The organism is Puerhibacterium puerhi (assembly GCF_009846865.1).
Classification (GTDB): Bacteria; Actinomycetota; Actinomycetes; order Actinomycetales; family Cellulomonadaceae; genus Puerhibacterium; species Puerhibacterium puerhi.
This window is the reverse complement of sequence record NZ_WUWN01000060.1, coordinates 1-13,423: the sequence shown is the minus strand read 5'-3', so window position 1 is coordinate 13,423 and position 13,423 is coordinate 1. Positions and strand designations below refer to the sequence as shown.

Genomic DNA, 13,423 nt, shown 5'->3' with positions numbered 1-13,423 from the left:
TCCAGGTCGCCGGCACCGGCACCGGCGCCCGGCGGGGGTCGCCGCACCAGCGCCGTCACCGGCACGAGGACCGGGGGCGGCGCGGCGCCCGGCACCGGCCGCCCGGCGTCGCCGGCGGGGGCGGGTGGCGGCGTCGGGAGCACCCCGGCCTCGACCGTGCCCGCTCCCCCGGCGCGCCACGCGGCGGCCAGCCCCGCGGCGGTGCGGGGGTCGGCGGCCAGCAGCAGCGCGTGCACGCGTCGATGGTGGCACAGCCGGCCTCCCCGCGGCAGCGCGCGAGCGACGCTTTTCCTGGTACCGCCGGTCGCGGGTAGTAGCCTGCCCGCGTGACGCGGACACTGCAGCTCGCCCTGGCCTCCTACCGGCCGCGCAAGGCCGTCCCGGGCCAGGGGGTCCTCGACCCGTCGGTCACCGTGATGCGGGTGCACCCGTTGGACCTCGACCTGTACATGCACGTCAACAACGGCGTGTACCTGCAGATGATGGACGTGGCGCGGGCCAACTACATCGCCGACCTCGACGGCTACCGCCGCATGGGCGACCGGCGCTGGTACCCCGTCGTGGCGGCCTCCACGGTCAAGTACAAGCGCTCCCTGCGCCTGTGGGACCGCTTCACCATCACCACGCGGCTGCTGGGCTGGGACCCACGCGTGGTCTACCTGGAGCAGGTCTTCACCAAGGACGGCGAGCGGTACGCGACCGCGTGGGTCGCCGCGCGGTTCCTCGGCCCGGGCGGCACGCGCGTCCCGGCGCCCGACGTCGTCGCGCTCATGGGCGACGGCGCCCCCGAGCGCAGCCCCGAGCTGCCCGCCGAGGTCGCTGCCTGGGCACGCTCGGTCGACGTGGCGCACCGCGCCAAGCTCCCCCGCTGAGCAGGGCGCAGCCATCCGGGCCGCCGCAGGGCGGCGGCCCTCGGGGCGGCCGCCCTGCGGCGGTCTGGTCGGCCCGCGGCGCGGGTCAGAGCCCTTCGGCAACCCGGCGCAGCAGCAGCGCCTCGGCGAGCACCACCTTGCGCAGCTCGCCCAGGTGCACCGACTCGTCAGCGCCGTGGGCGCGGGAGTCGGGGTCCTCGACGCCCGTCACCAGGATCGCAGCGTCGGGGAACACCTCGAGCAGGTCGGCGATGAACGGGATCGAGCCGCCCACGCCGATGTCCACGGGCTCGGTGCCCCACGCGGCGGTGAACGCCGAGCGCGCCGCCCGCATCGCCGCCGAGTCGCCCGGCGCGAGGAAGGGCTTGCCCTCCTCCCAGCGGGTCCAGCCGACCCGCGCGCCCGCAGGAGCGTGCGCGGCGAGGTGGTCGGCCAGGGCGCGGTCGGCCGCCTCGGGGTCCTGCCCGGGCGCGAGCCGCAGCGAGAGCTTCGCCCGGGAGCGCGGCGCGATCGTGTTGGAGGCGTGCGCGACGGACGTGGCGTCGATCCCGATGACGCTGAGCGCGGGCTTGGCCCACAGGCGCCCGGCGATGGTGCCCTCGCCGGCCAGCGCGACGCCGTCGAGCACCGTCGCGTCGGCGCGGAACTGCGCCTCGTCGTAGTCCACCTCCGGCTCCGGGGCGGTCACGAGGCCCGCGACGGCGACGTTGCCGGCGTCGTCGTGCAGCGTGGCGAGCAGGCGCGCGAGCTGCACGTTGGCGTCGAGGACGGGCCCGCCGAACATGCCGGAGTGCCCCGCGTGCTGGAGCACCTCCACTTCGACGACGCCGTCCACGAGGCCGCGCAGCGACGTCGTGAGCGCCGGGGTGCCGACCTTCCAGTTGGTCGAGTCGGCCACGACGATGACGTCCGCGCGCAGCAGCTCCCGGTGGTCGGTGAGGAACTGGTGGAACGACGGCGAGCCGGACTCCTCCTCGCCCTCGACGAACACCGTGACGCCCACCGGCGTCTCGTCGCCGGCGGCCGCGAGCTCGCCCAGGGCGCGCAGGGCGCCGACGTGCGCCGCGATGCCTGCCTTGTCGTCGGCGGCGCCCCGGCCGTAGAGGCGCTCGCCCACCTGCACCGGCTCGAACGGGTCGGTCGTCCAGCCCTCCCCCGGCGGCTGCACGTCGTGATGGGCGTACAGCAGCACGGTCGGGGCGCCCGCGGGCGCGGGGCGGCGGGCGACGACGGCGGGCGCACCGGGCATGCCGTCGGGGCGCGCCGAGCGCAGGATCTGCACGTCGGGCAGCCCGGCGTCGCGCAGCAGCGTCGCGACGGCGTCGGCGGAGGCCGCGACGTGCGCCTGGTCGAAGGCGGCCGCGGAGACGCTCGGGATGCGCACGAGGGCCTCGAGGTCGGCCTGCAGGGCGGGGAACAGCGCCTCGACGCGCTCGCGCAGCGCGGCGACGTCGTCCCTGGTGGGCTCGTCGGTGGTGGTGTCGGTCACGGGGCCACGCTACCGGCGTCGGGTCCCCGTCCGTCGAGCCGGGCCGCCGAGCGCGCGGGCCCACGACGGCCCCGCGCTCGACTACCCTGGGGTCGTGTTCTCCCGCAACAAGGCCGGCACGTCCGCGGCGCCCGCCGACCCCGTGACCGAGGCCGCGAAGATCGAGCAGGCCGGCGAGCCGTCGAACGGCAAGGGTCGCCCCACGCCCAGGCGCAGCGAGGCGCAGGCGCGGAACAAGCGTCCGCTGGTCCCGGCCGACCGCAAGGCGGCGGCCAAGGCGGCGCGGGAGCGCCAGCGCGAGGAGCGCGCCCGCCAGTACAAGGCCATGCAGGAGGGCGACGAGCGGTACATGCCGCCGCGCGACCAGGGCCCGCAGCGCCGGTACGTGCGCGACTACGTCGACGCCCGCTGGAACATCGCGGAGTTCTTCCTGCCCGTCGCGCTCGTCTTCGTGCTCGTGAACTTCGCTGTCGCGCAGCTGCCGGCGCTGGCGTTCTACGTGCTGATCGCGCTCTACGCCATCGTGCTCATCGCCATCGGCGACGCGTTCCTCATGTGGCAGCGCCTCAAGCGCCGGCTGCAGGCGAAGTTCGGCGTCGTGGAGCGCGGCACCGCCATGTACGCGATCATGCGCGCGTTCCAGATCCGCCGGTCGCGCATGCCCAAGCCCATGCACAAGAAGCACGGCGTCTGGCCCGAGTGACCCGCCTCGGGCACCGGGCGCCGTTGGCGGCCCGGTGCCCGGGCGCCGCTCCCGGCTGCGGGTCGAAACGATGCGACGCTACGGTGATGCCATGGTCAACTACCGCTACCTCGGCAACAGCGGGCTCAAGATCACCGAGATCACGTTCGGCAACTGGCTCACCCACGGGGGCCAGGTCGAGAACGAGACGGCGATCAAGTCCGTCCACGCGGCGCTCGACGCCGGCATCACCTCCTTCGACACCGCCGACGTCTACATGAACGGCGAGGCGGAGTCGGTGCTCGGCGAGGCCCTCAGGGGCCAGCGTCGTGAGGGCCTGGAGATCTTCACCAAGGTCTACTGGCCCACCGGCCCCGGCGGCGCGAACGACTCCGGCCTGTCGCGCAAGCACATCATGGAGTCCATCAACGGCTCGCTGCGCCGGCTCGGCACCGACTACGTCGACCTGTACCAGGCGCACCGGTACGACACCGAGACGCCGCTCGAGGAGACGATGCAGGCGTTCGCCGACGTCGTGCGCCAGGGCAAGGCCCTCTACATCGGCGTCAGCGAGTGGACCGCCGACCAGCTGCGCGCCGGGCACGCCCTGGCAAAGGAGCTGGGCATCCACCTCATCTCGTCGCAGCCGCAGTACTCGATGCTGTGGCGCGTCATCGAGCCGGAGGTCGTCCCCGCCTCCGAGGAGCTCGGGGTCTCCCAGATCGTCTGGTCGCCGATGGCGCAGGGCGTGCTGTCCGGCAAGTACCTGCCCGGCCAGGACGCCCCGGCCGGCTCCCGCGCCGCCGACAAGAACGCCTCCACCGGCGGCATCCAGCGGTTCATGACCGAGGACGTCCTCACGCGCGTGCAGCAGCTCAAGCCGGTCGCCGACGAGCTGGGCCTCACCCAGGCGCAGCTCGCCATCGCGTGGGTGCTGCAGAACCGCAACGTCGCCGCGGCGCTCGTGGGGGCCTCGCGCCCCGAGCAGGTGGCGGAGAACGTCAAGGCCTCCGGCGTCGAGATCCCCGGCGGGCTCATGACCCGCATCGACGAGATCCTCGGCGGCGTGGTGGTGCGCGACGCCGCCAAGACCGCCGAGAACGCGCCGCAGCGCCGCCCGAGCTGAGCGGCTCGCGCCGCACGCGCGCCGGGCCCGCCCTCTTCCCCGAGGGCGGGCCCGGCGTGCGTGCGGCCCGGTCAGCGGGCGAGCGTCTCCGGGGTGCCGACCGCGGCCCGGCGCGGCGCGTCGGCGATGCCCGACGGGGCCAGCCACCGGGCCGCGACCTGCACCACGGGCCCCACGCCGAGGGCGTAGACCACCGTCGCCCAGCCGAAGGTGCCGCCCAGGGCCCAGCCGACCACGACGACGGCCACCTCGATGAGGGTCTTGACCCGCCGCACCGGCCACCCCGTGCGGGCGACGAGACCCGTCATGAGGCCGTCGCGCGGGCCCGGCCCGAACCGCGCGCCGATGTAGGCGGCCGTGGCGGCGCCGTTGACCAGCACACCGCCGAGGGCCAGCGCCACGCGCGCCGCCGCGCCCGGGTCCGGAGCGGCCGCCTCGAGCAGGGCGAGGCACGGGTCGACGGACACGCCGATGACCATGACGTTGGCGACCGTACCCAGCCCGGGCCGCTGCCGCAGCGGCACCCACGCGAGGAGCACCAGCAGGCTCGAGGCCACGACGACGGCGCCGAACGGCAGCCCGTTGCGCCGCACGACGCCCTGGTGCAGCACGTCCCACGGCATCCCGCCGAACCCGGCGTGCAGGAGCATCGCCATGGACAGCGCGAAGGCGAGGAGGCCGAGGACGAGCTGGAGGGAACGGCGCCACAGGTGCATGGCGACCATCCTGCCGCGCGACTGGCCTGGATATCCATAGCCAATCCGCGCACACTGGCCTCATGACGCCCCCGGTCCACCGGCACTTGTCCCCCACCGGCGCCGTCCGGCTCCTCGGGGCCTGGCACGCCGACGGCCCGGCCTACGGCGCCCTCGCCGACGCCCTGCGCGCCGCCGTGCTCGCCGGGACGCTGCCGCCGCACACCCGGCTGCCGAGCGAGCGGGAGCTCGCGGCCGCCCTCGGCGTCTCGCGCACGACGACCACCGCTGCGTACCGCCGCCTTCGGGACCTGGGGTTCGCGGCGAGCCGCACCGGCTCCGGCACGGTCACCGTGCTGCCCCACGCCGCGGGCGGCGGGCGCGCCGCGGACGCCCGGGAGCACGCCGGCGACGCCCCCGTGCCCGCCCCGCCGCCCGGCGCCGACCGGGCCGACCTCGTCGACCTCTCGCAGGCGACGCCGCCCGCGCCCCCGCAGCTGCACGCCGCGTACGCCCGCGCCCTCGAGGCGCTGCCGGACTACCTCGGCTCGGGCGGCTACGAGCCGCTCGGCGTGCCGGCGCTGCGGGCGGCGATCGCGCGGCGCTGCACCGAGCGCGGGATGCCCACGGCGCCCGAGCAGGTCCTCGTCACCACCGGTGCCCAGCACGCCCTGGCGCTGCTGGCCGGGACGTTCCTGCGGCCGCGCGACGTCGCCGTGACGCAGTCGCCCACGTACGTGCACGCGGTCCAGGCGCTGCGCGAGGCCGGCGCCCGCGTCGTCGGCGTGCCGGTGCCCCCGGCCGACGGGCCGCGCGCCGCGCCCTTCGACGTCGAGCTCCTCGCCTCGACGATGGGGCGGCTGCGGCCGCGGCTCGTCTACCTGGTCCCGGACTTCCACAACCCCACCGGCCGGTCGCTCACGCCGGCCGAGCGCGCGGCCGTGCGCGCGGCGGCCGACCGGCACGGCGTGACCGTCGTGGCCGACGAGACGCTGAGCGAGCTCGCACTGGACGGCCCGGGCGGCCGGGTCGCCGACGCCGGGGACGCGCCGCCGCCGCTGGCGGGCGACGGCACGTCCCCGCACGTGGTGACGGTGGGCTCGGCGTCGAAGACGTTCTGGGGCGGCCTGCGGATCGGCTGGGTCCGGGCACACCCCGACGTGCTCGCCCAGCTCGCCGGCACCCGCGCCGCGGTGGACATCGCCAGCCCGCTGCTCGAGCAGCTCGCCGTGGCCGAGCTGCTCGGCGTCCGCGCCGAGGTGCTGGCAGGCCGGCGGGCGGTGCTGCGCGAGCGGCGCGACGTGCTCGTGGGTGCCCTGCGGGAGCAGCTGCCGGGCTGGACGGTCGCGTCGCCGCCCGGCGGGCTGTGCGTGTGGGCCGGGCTGGGGCGGCCGGTCGCCCAGGCCTTCGCCGCCGCCGCCGCGGCCGAGGGCGTGCTGGTCAACGCGGGCCCGACCCTGACGCCCGACGGCGGCAGCGCGGACCGCGTGCGCCTGACGTTCACCCGCGACCCCGCCGACCTCGAGCGCGCGGTCCCGCGCCTCGCGCGGGCCTGGGCCCGGGTCGCCTGACGCCGGCGCGTCGCCGCGGGCGCACCTGGGCCGGGGCCGGGGCGAGCGGTCAGGCGACCGTGAGCTCCACGGCCGGCCCCGCGGGCTCGCCGCGGTGCAGCAGCTGCGCCCGCGCGACGCCGCCGGCGGCGAGGGAGCGCCAGTGCTCGCCCAGCCACTGCTCGGCGTCGAACTGCGCGGTGAACACGGGGCTGATCGTGCCCGCGGCCGGTCCGCCGGCGGCGTCGGTCAGCGCCCACTCCCACTCGGGCCGCACGACGCCGCTCATCCCGCCGCGCGCGCCGGGGCGCCGGCCCCGGCCCCCGTCCCGTCGCCCGTCCCGGCGAGGCGGGCGTCGGCCGCCAGCGCCCGGTTCAGGCGCGAGGGCCACAGCGGCCCCTCGTAGATGAACCCGGTGTAGGCCTGGACCAGGTTCGCCCCGGCGCGCAGGTACGCGCGCGCGTCGTCGACGGTCGTCACGCCGCCGCTGCCGATGATCGCCGGGCCGGTGCCGAGCCGGGCGCGCAGCCGGGTGACGACCTCGAGGCCGCGGCCCAGCAGCGGCGGGCCCGACAGGCCGCCGGGGCCCAGCTCGTGCCGGATCGTCGTGTTCACGGCCGCGACGCCGTCGAGCCCGAGCTCGAGCACCAGGTCGGCCACGGCGTCGACGTCCTCGTCCGCCAGGTCGGGGGCGATCTTCACCAGCAGCGGCACCCGCGGCACACCGGCCTGCGCCGTCGCGGCGTCGGCCGCCTCGCGCGCGGCGGACAGGATCGGCCGCAGCTCCGCGGTGGTCTGCAGGTCGCGCAGGCCGGGCGTGTTCGGCGACGACACGTTCACGACGAGGTAGTCGGCGTACGGGGCGAGCTCGCGGGCGCAGGCGGCGTAGTCGGCAGCGGCGTCGACGGCCGGCGTCGTCTTGTTCTTGCCGATGTTGACCCCGACGCGCACCGCCCGGCCGGCCGCCGTGCCGCGCAGCTCGCGCAGCCGCGCCGCCGCCGCGGCCGCGCCCGCGTTGTTGAAGCCCATGCGGTTGCGCAGCGCCCGCAGCCCGAGCTCGCGGAACATGCGCGGCGCCTCGTTGCCCGGCTGCGGCCGCGGCGTCACGGTGCCGATCTCCACGAAGCCGAACCCGAGCATCGTCAGCCCGCGCACGGCGCGGGCGTCCTTGTCGAACCCGCCCGCGAGCCCGAACGGCGCCGGGAACGTGCGCCCGAGCACCTCGACGCTGCCCGGGCCGCCCGCGCCGCGCCCGAGATAGGGGGCGAGCGCTCCCTGGACGACGTCGCGCAGCACCGGCGTGCGTCCCGCCAGCTCGATGGCCCGGAACGCCAGGCCGTGGGCCCGCTCCGGGTCCATGCCCCGGAAGAAGGCGTCGAAGAACAGGTGGTAGGGCGTCGGCACTGGTCAGTCCTCGGTCGTCGGGGCCGTGGCGGCGGGGGCGGCGGGATCGGCGTGGTCGGCGTGGTCGGCGTCGCCGCGGCGGCGCCACAGCCACCACAGGCCGACGAACGGCAGGACGAGCGGCACGTACCCGTAGCCCTGACCGAAGCCGGACCACACGGTGGTCTCGCCGAAGACGTCCGGCGAGGCCAGCGACAGCGCGCCGACGGTCACCACGCCGACCGCCTCGATCGTCACGGCCACCCAGGCGACCGTGCGCCAGGCGCCGCGGCCCTTGGCCAGGGCGAGGGTGGCGACCACGTAGACGAGCGCCGAGAACGTCGACAGCGAGTACGCCACCGGCGCCTCGGAGAACTTGGTCGCCAGCTCGTACGACGACCGCCCGACGGCCGCGAAGGCCAGGATCCCGTACACCGTCACCAGCACGCGGCCGAAGCCGCGGCCGGTGCCCCGCCCGCCCGGCCGCGCCGCGGCCCGCTGGTCGAGGACGTCGTTCATGCCGCACCCCAGATCTGCCACAACCGCCACTCGAGGAAGCCGACCGTCAGCGCGGCCACGGCCAGGACGACCGAGGACCAGCGCGTCCGCTCGGCGAAGGCCCACGCCGCGGCGACCGGCAGCAGCACCAGGGCCGTGGCGACGTAGCCCCAGAACAGCGCCCCGTCCACCGAGTGACCACCGAGCAGCTGCATGCCCGCGACGACCGCCTGGACCAGCAGCACCGCCTCCACGGCCGCAGCGCCGAAGAGCTGCTTGAGGATGACGGCGCGGTCTCTGACGACGAACACGAGCGCCCAGCCCGCGAGCGCCACGCACAGGGCGACCGCGAGGATCAGCAGGGGGACGACCACGGCCCCGAGACTACCGGGCCGCCGGGGCGCGCCCGCGGCCCGGGTGGCGGATAGCATCGCGGCGTGGCTGACCTCACTCTCACCGCCAAGAACCCCACCTCCGTCAAGGCCGACGCCCTCGTGGTCGGCACGTGCTCGACGTCGGACGGCCTGGCCGTCGTGGCCGACCAGCTCCCCCAGGACCTGGTGCGCCAGATCGAGACGCTCGCCCCGCAGCTCGGCCTGACGGGCGCCCCCGACGAGGTCCGCAAGCTGCCCGCCGGAGCCGGCGTGCAGGCGGACGTGCTCGTGCTGACGGGCCTGGGCGAGCGGCAGGCCGACGGCACGTTCGGCGCGGAGACGCTGCGCCGCGCGGCCGGCGCGGCGCTGCGCGGGCTCGCGGGCACGGCGTCGGCGGTCGTCGCCCTGCCGACCGCCGACGAGGCCGACCTCGCCGCGGTCGCCGAGGGCGCCCTGCTCGGCGCCTACGCCTTCACCCGCTACCGCGCGGGCGACGCCGCCGCGAAGGCCGCGGCGGTGCGCACCATCGAGGTCGCCACCCCGTTCGCCCGCAGCGCGTCGGCCAGGACCGCCGTGGAGCGCGCCCGGGTGGTGGCCGACGCCGTGCACGGCACCCGCGACCTCATCAACACCGCCCCCAACGACCTGTACCCGGCGACGTTCGCGGACGCGGCCAAGGCAGCCGTCAAGGAGCTCGGCGCGAAGGGCGTCAAGGTCACCGTGCTCGACGAGAAGCAGCTCGCCGCGGGCGGCTACGGCGGCATCCTGGCCGTCGGGCAGGGCTCGTCCCGCCCTCCGCGCCTGGTGAAGGTGGCCTACGCCCCGGCGAAGCCGGCCTCGAAGGTGGCGCTGGTGGGCAAGGGCATCACGTTCGACACCGGCGGCATCTCGCTCAAGCCGCCGGCGGGCATGCCGGCGATGACCTCCGACATGTCGGGGGCGGCCGCGGTGCTGCACACCGTGCTCGCCGCCGCCCGCCTGGGCCTGCCCGTCGCGGTGACCGGCTACCTGTGCCTGGCCGAGAACATGCCCGGCGGCAACGCCCAGCGCCCCGGCGACGTCATCACCATGAAGGGCGGCAAGACCGTCGAGGTCACCAACACCGACGCCGAGGGCCGCCTCGTGATGGGCGACGGCCTGGTGGCCGCCGTCGAGGAGGGCCACGACGTGGTGCTCGACATCGCCACGCTCACCGGCGCGCAGGTCGTGGCGCTCGGCAACCGCGTCTCCGGCGTGCTCGGCACCGACGAGGTGCGCGACGCGGTCAAGGCCGCCGCGGACGCCGTCGGCGAGCAGTTCTGGCCGATGCCGATGCCGGAGGAGCTCAAGGCCAACCTGAAGTCCAAGGTGGCGGACATGGTCAACTCGGCCAGCGACCGCGCCGGCGGCATGCTGTTCGCCGCGGTGTTCCTGCGCGAGTTCGTCGGCTCGACGCCGTGGGCGCACCTGGACATCGCCGGCCCCGCCTACAACGAGAAGGGCGCCTTCGGGTACACCCCGACGGGCGGCACCGGCGTGGGCGTGCGCACGATGCTCGGCTTCCTGGAGGCGGCGGCCGCCCGCTGACGGCCCGCACGCACGCGAGTCGACGACGGTGCCGCTCCCCGCGGCGGCGGTGCCGTCGTCGTCTCGCGTGCGTCAGGCGGGGTGCATCAGGCGAGGGTGCGGCCGACCGCCCAGCGGAAGGCGTTGCGCAGGCGGTAGCCCCCGCCCGCCGTCCGGAACGGACGCGCGGCGCGCAGCACGGCGTCGCGCAGCTCGGCGAGCACCGGCTCGTCCTCGCCGAGCAGGATGCCGGCCACGAGCGCGTCGTCGTCGGGCGCCGTCCACGGCACCGCGGCGACGCCCGCGGCGACGACGGCGAGCCCGGCGTCGCCGAGCGCCGCCTCGAGGCCGCCGGGCAGGCGCAGCGGCCCGTCCGTGGGCGGGTCGTCGTCCAGCGCCACGGCGACGGCGCGCTCCAGGGCGTCGACGTCGTTGCGCTCGCGCTCCGCCCAGCCGGCCAGGGCGAGCGCCCCGCCGGGCACCAGGACGCGGGCTGCCTCGTCGAGCGCCTCGTCCGGGTCGGCCAGCTGCAGGGCATTGACGGCCGTGACGACGTCGAACGTACCGTCGTCGAAGGGCAGCTCCTCGAACGCGGCGGCGTGCACGGCGACGCCAGGGGCGCGCCGGCGCGCGAGGGCCACCATCCCCGGCGCCGGGTCGACGCCCACGGGCCGGGCACCGCGGGCGGCCAGGTGCTCGAGCAGCTCCCCGCTGCCGCACCCGACGTCGAGCACGCGGGCACCGGGCGCCACGCCGGCCGCCGCCAGCAGCGGGTCCCACACCGGGCGCGCGAAGGAGCCCCACGTACGGGCCCAGCCGGCCGCCACGGCGGACCAGGGGTCGGCCCACGGGTCGGGCGCCTCCCCGGGCACGGGGGCGGGCGCCTCGTCCGGGGCAGCGTCCGGGGCGGCGTCCGGGGCGGCGTCGTCGTGTGCGTGGGGCCCGGGGGCGGGAGGCTGCGCCGTCATCCCTCGACCGTAGCGGGGTCGGCCCGCCCCGTGCCGCGAGCCCGCGCCAGCCGCGACGCACGCCGCGGCACGCCCGCCACCTGGGGCGCCGTCGGGCTCGGGTCGCTACCCTGTGCGTGCCGGATGCGCCTCCGCGCCGTGCACGGAGCCTGTACCCAGCGTCACAGCGGTGTGACGGACGACTGAATGGGAAGCCGTCGCCGGAAGTGACAAGATGACACGCAGTGCCCGCGTGCACCAGGCCCCGCGCGCCTGACCGATCGATCGAAGGAGACCCCACAGGTCATGTCTGAGAACGTGCAGCTGCCCGCCCTGGGCGAGTCCGTCACCGAGGGCACCGTCACCCGCTGGCTCAAGCAGGTCGGCGACACCGTCGAGGTCGACGAGCCGCTGCTCGAGGTCTCCACCGACAAGGTCGACACCGAGATCCCCTCGCCCGTCGCGGGTGTGCTCGAGCAGATCCTCGTCGAGGAGGACGACACCGTCGAGGTGGGCGCCACCCTCGCCGTCATCGGTGACGGCCAGGGCTCGGGTGCCGCCGGGTCGGCGCCGGAGCCGGCCGCCGAGCAGGAGGCCGACGCCAAGCCCGCCGAGCAGCCGGCCGCCGAGGCCGCGCCCGGCCCCGAGGCCTCCCAGGAGCCCGCTCCCGCCCCGGCCCAGGACTCCGCCCAGGCCCAGGAGTCCGCCCCCGCCGCCGGCGGCGAGGGCACCGAGGTCACGCTCCCCGCGCTGGGCGAGTCCGTCACCGAGGGCACCGTCACCCGCTGGCTCAAGCAGGTCGGCGACACCGTCGAGGTCGACGAGGCGCTGCTCGAGGTCTCCACCGACAAGGTCGACACCGAGATCCCCTCGCCCGTCGCCGGCACCGTGCAGCAGATCCTCGTGAACGAGGACGACACCGTCGAGGTCGGTGCCGTGCTCGCGATCGTCGGCTCGGGCGCCGCCGCGCCGGCCGAGGCCGCCCCGGCCCCCGCCCCGCAGCAGGAGGCCCCCCAGCAGGAGGCCCCGAAGCAGGAGTCGGCTCCGGAGCCGGCCGCCCCCTCCGAGCAGCCGCAGGCGCCGCAGCAGCAGGCGCCGCAGCAGCAGGGCACGCAGGCCCCGGCCGCCCAGGCCGAGCCGGCCCCGGCTCCCGCCGCGCAGGCCGCCCCGGAGGCGCCGAAGCAGGAGGCGCCGAAGCAGGAGGCGGGCAAGTCCTACCTCACCCCGCTGGTGCGCAAGCTCGCCGCCGAGAAGGGCGTGGACCTGTCCACGGTCACCGGTACCGGCGTCGGCGGGCGCATCCGCAAGGAGGACGTGCTGGCCGCCGCGGAGAAGGCCGCCGCGCCGGCCCCCGCCGCCGCCCCGGCCGCCGCCGCGCCCGCGGCGCCGAAGGCCGCCACCACCGTGCCGCCGGTCTCGCCGCTGCGCGGCACCACCGAGAAGATGTCCCGCCTGCGCAAGATCGTGGCGGAGCGCATGGTGGAGGCCCTGCAGACGCAGGCCCAGCTCACCACGGTGGTCGAGGTCGACGTCACGAAGGTCGCGAAGCTGCGCGCGAAGGCGAAGGAGTCGTTCAAGGCCCGCGAGGGTGCGAACCTGACCTTCCTGCCCTTCTACACGCTGGCCGCGGTCGAGGCGCTCAAGGCGTTCCCGAAGATCAACGCCTCGATCGACGTCGAGAAGGGCGAGGTCACCTACCACGGCTCGGAGAACGTCGGCATCGCCGTCGACACCGAGCGCGGCCTGGTGGTCCCGGTCATCAAGAACGCCGGCGACCTGAACCTCGCCGGCCTCGCGCGCCAGATCGCCGACCTCGGCGCGCGCACCCGCGCCAACAAGGTGACCCCGGACGAGCTGTCGGGCGGCACCTTCACCATCACCAACACCGGCTCGGGCGGCGCGCTGATCGACACGCCGATCGTCCCGGTGGGCCAGGTCGCGATCCTCGGCACCGGCGCGCTCACCAAGCGCCCGGCCGTGGTGACGGGCCCGGACGGCGAGGACGTCATCGCGATCCGCCAGTTCGCGCACCTGTTCCTGTCGTACGACCACCGCCTGGTCGACGGTGCGGACGCCGCGCGCTTCCTCACGGCCATCAAGGCCCGCATCGAGGAGGGCGCGTTCGAGTCCGAGGTCGGCCTCTGACGGTCGGCTGACCACGTCGCCCGCCCGGGCGACACCGGCACGACGACGGCGCCCGGTCCCCGCGTTGGGGGCCGGGCGCCGTCGTCGTGCCGCGCCCGTCACCTCACGGCGACCACC

At 76.4% G+C, this 13,423-nt stretch carries 13 protein-coding genes and 1 pseudogene; 6 read left to right on the top strand and 8 right to left on the bottom strand.

Annotated elements, in window-relative coordinates:
* Positions 1-236 (bottom strand): annotated as a pseudogene (locus GSF02_RS17325) (hypothetical protein); the annotation flags it as partial.
* Positions 237-326: 90 nt separating this feature from the next.
* On the opposite strand from GSF02_RS17325, the gene GSF02_RS17320 reads away from it, so the two are divergent.
* Positions 327-872 (top strand): acyl-CoA thioesterase, encoded by a 546-nt coding sequence (locus GSF02_RS17320; protein WP_159798623.1) that lies wholly within the window; start codon positions 327-329, stop codon positions 870-872.
* 85 nt (positions 873-957) lie between these two features.
* On the opposite strand, the gene GSF02_RS17315 is transcribed toward GSF02_RS17320, so the two are convergent.
* Complete coding sequence (locus GSF02_RS17315; protein WP_159798622.1) at positions 958-2,361, bottom strand: dipeptidase; 1,404 nt, start codon at positions 2,359-2,361, stop codon at positions 958-960.
* Between the two features lie 94 nt (positions 2,362-2,455).
* Between GSF02_RS17315 and GSF02_RS17310 the strand changes: the two genes are divergently transcribed.
* Both GSF02_RS17310 and GSF02_RS17305 read left to right on the top strand, forming a co-directional pair.
* Positions 2,456-3,064 carry a DUF3043 domain-containing protein gene (locus GSF02_RS17310; protein WP_235915662.1) on the top strand — a complete coding sequence of 203 codons (609 nt, stop codon included), beginning with the start codon at positions 2,456-2,458 and terminating at the stop codon, positions 3,062-3,064.
* A 91-nt stretch (positions 3,065-3,155) separates the two neighbouring features.
* Entirely contained in the window at positions 3,156-4,169 is a 1,014-nt protein-coding gene (locus tag GSF02_RS17305; protein WP_159798620.1) for an aldo/keto reductase family protein, read from the top strand.
* 71 nt (positions 4,170-4,240) lie between these two features.
* On the opposite strand, the gene yczE is transcribed toward GSF02_RS17305, so the two are convergent.
* On the bottom strand, positions 4,241-4,885 hold the full coding sequence (gene yczE, locus GSF02_RS17300; RefSeq protein WP_159798619.1) for a membrane protein YczE: 645 nt from the start codon (positions 4,883-4,885) through the stop codon (positions 4,241-4,243).
* Positions 4,886-4,947: 62 nt separating this feature from the next.
* Here yczE and yczR point away from each other — a divergent pair, with 62 nt between their 5' ends.
* A complete protein-coding gene (gene yczR, locus GSF02_RS17295) occupies positions 4,948-6,435 on the top strand; it encodes a MocR-like transcription factor YczR (RefSeq protein WP_159798618.1) in 1,488 nt (495 codons plus the stop codon).
* 49 nt (positions 6,436-6,484) lie between these two features.
* On the opposite strand, the gene GSF02_RS17290 is transcribed toward yczR, so the two are convergent.
* Genes GSF02_RS17290 through GSF02_RS17275 form a run of 4 tightly spaced genes read right to left on the bottom strand, consistent with a single transcriptional unit; the run spans position 6,485 to position 8,669 of the window.
* Complete coding sequence (locus tag GSF02_RS17290; protein WP_159798617.1) at positions 6,485-6,703, bottom strand: hypothetical protein; 219 nt, start codon at positions 6,701-6,703, stop codon at positions 6,485-6,487.
* Positions 6,700-7,818: a quinone-dependent dihydroorotate dehydrogenase gene (locus GSF02_RS17285; protein ID WP_201308978.1), complete on the bottom strand. Its 1,119-nt coding sequence runs from the start codon at positions 7,816-7,818 to the stop codon at positions 6,700-6,702. Before GSF02_RS17285 ends, GSF02_RS17290 begins: the two co-directional genes overlap by 4 nt.
* A 3-nt stretch (positions 7,819-7,821) precedes the next feature.
* Positions 7,822-8,316, bottom strand: a complete 495-nt coding sequence (locus GSF02_RS17280; RefSeq protein ID WP_235915661.1) for a hypothetical protein — start codon at positions 8,314-8,316, stop codon at positions 7,822-7,824.
* On the bottom strand, positions 8,313-8,669 hold the full coding sequence (locus tag GSF02_RS17275) for a hypothetical protein (RefSeq protein ID WP_159798616.1): 357 nt from the start codon (positions 8,667-8,669) through the stop codon (positions 8,313-8,315). The genes GSF02_RS17280 and GSF02_RS17275 overlap by 4 nt, the downstream gene beginning before the upstream one ends.
* Positions 8,670-8,732: 63 nt before the next feature.
* On the opposite strand from GSF02_RS17275, the gene GSF02_RS17270 reads away from it, so the two are divergent.
* Entirely contained in the window at positions 8,733-10,235 is a 1,503-nt protein-coding gene (locus GSF02_RS17270) for a leucyl aminopeptidase (protein WP_159798615.1), read from the top strand.
* Between the two features lie 86 nt (positions 10,236-10,321).
* Here GSF02_RS17270 and GSF02_RS17265 read toward each other — a convergent pair whose 3' ends face one another.
* Entirely contained in the window at positions 10,322-11,182 is an 861-nt protein-coding gene (locus GSF02_RS17265) for a class I SAM-dependent methyltransferase (protein WP_159798614.1), read from the bottom strand.
* 285 nt (positions 11,183-11,467) lie between these two features.
* On the opposite strand from GSF02_RS17265, the gene sucB reads away from it, so the two are divergent.
* Complete coding sequence (sucB, locus tag GSF02_RS17260) at positions 11,468-13,306, top strand: 2-oxoglutarate dehydrogenase, E2 component, dihydrolipoamide succinyltransferase (RefSeq protein ID WP_159798613.1); 1,839 nt, start codon at positions 11,468-11,470, stop codon at positions 13,304-13,306.
* Positions 13,307-13,423 lie beyond the last annotated feature (117 nt).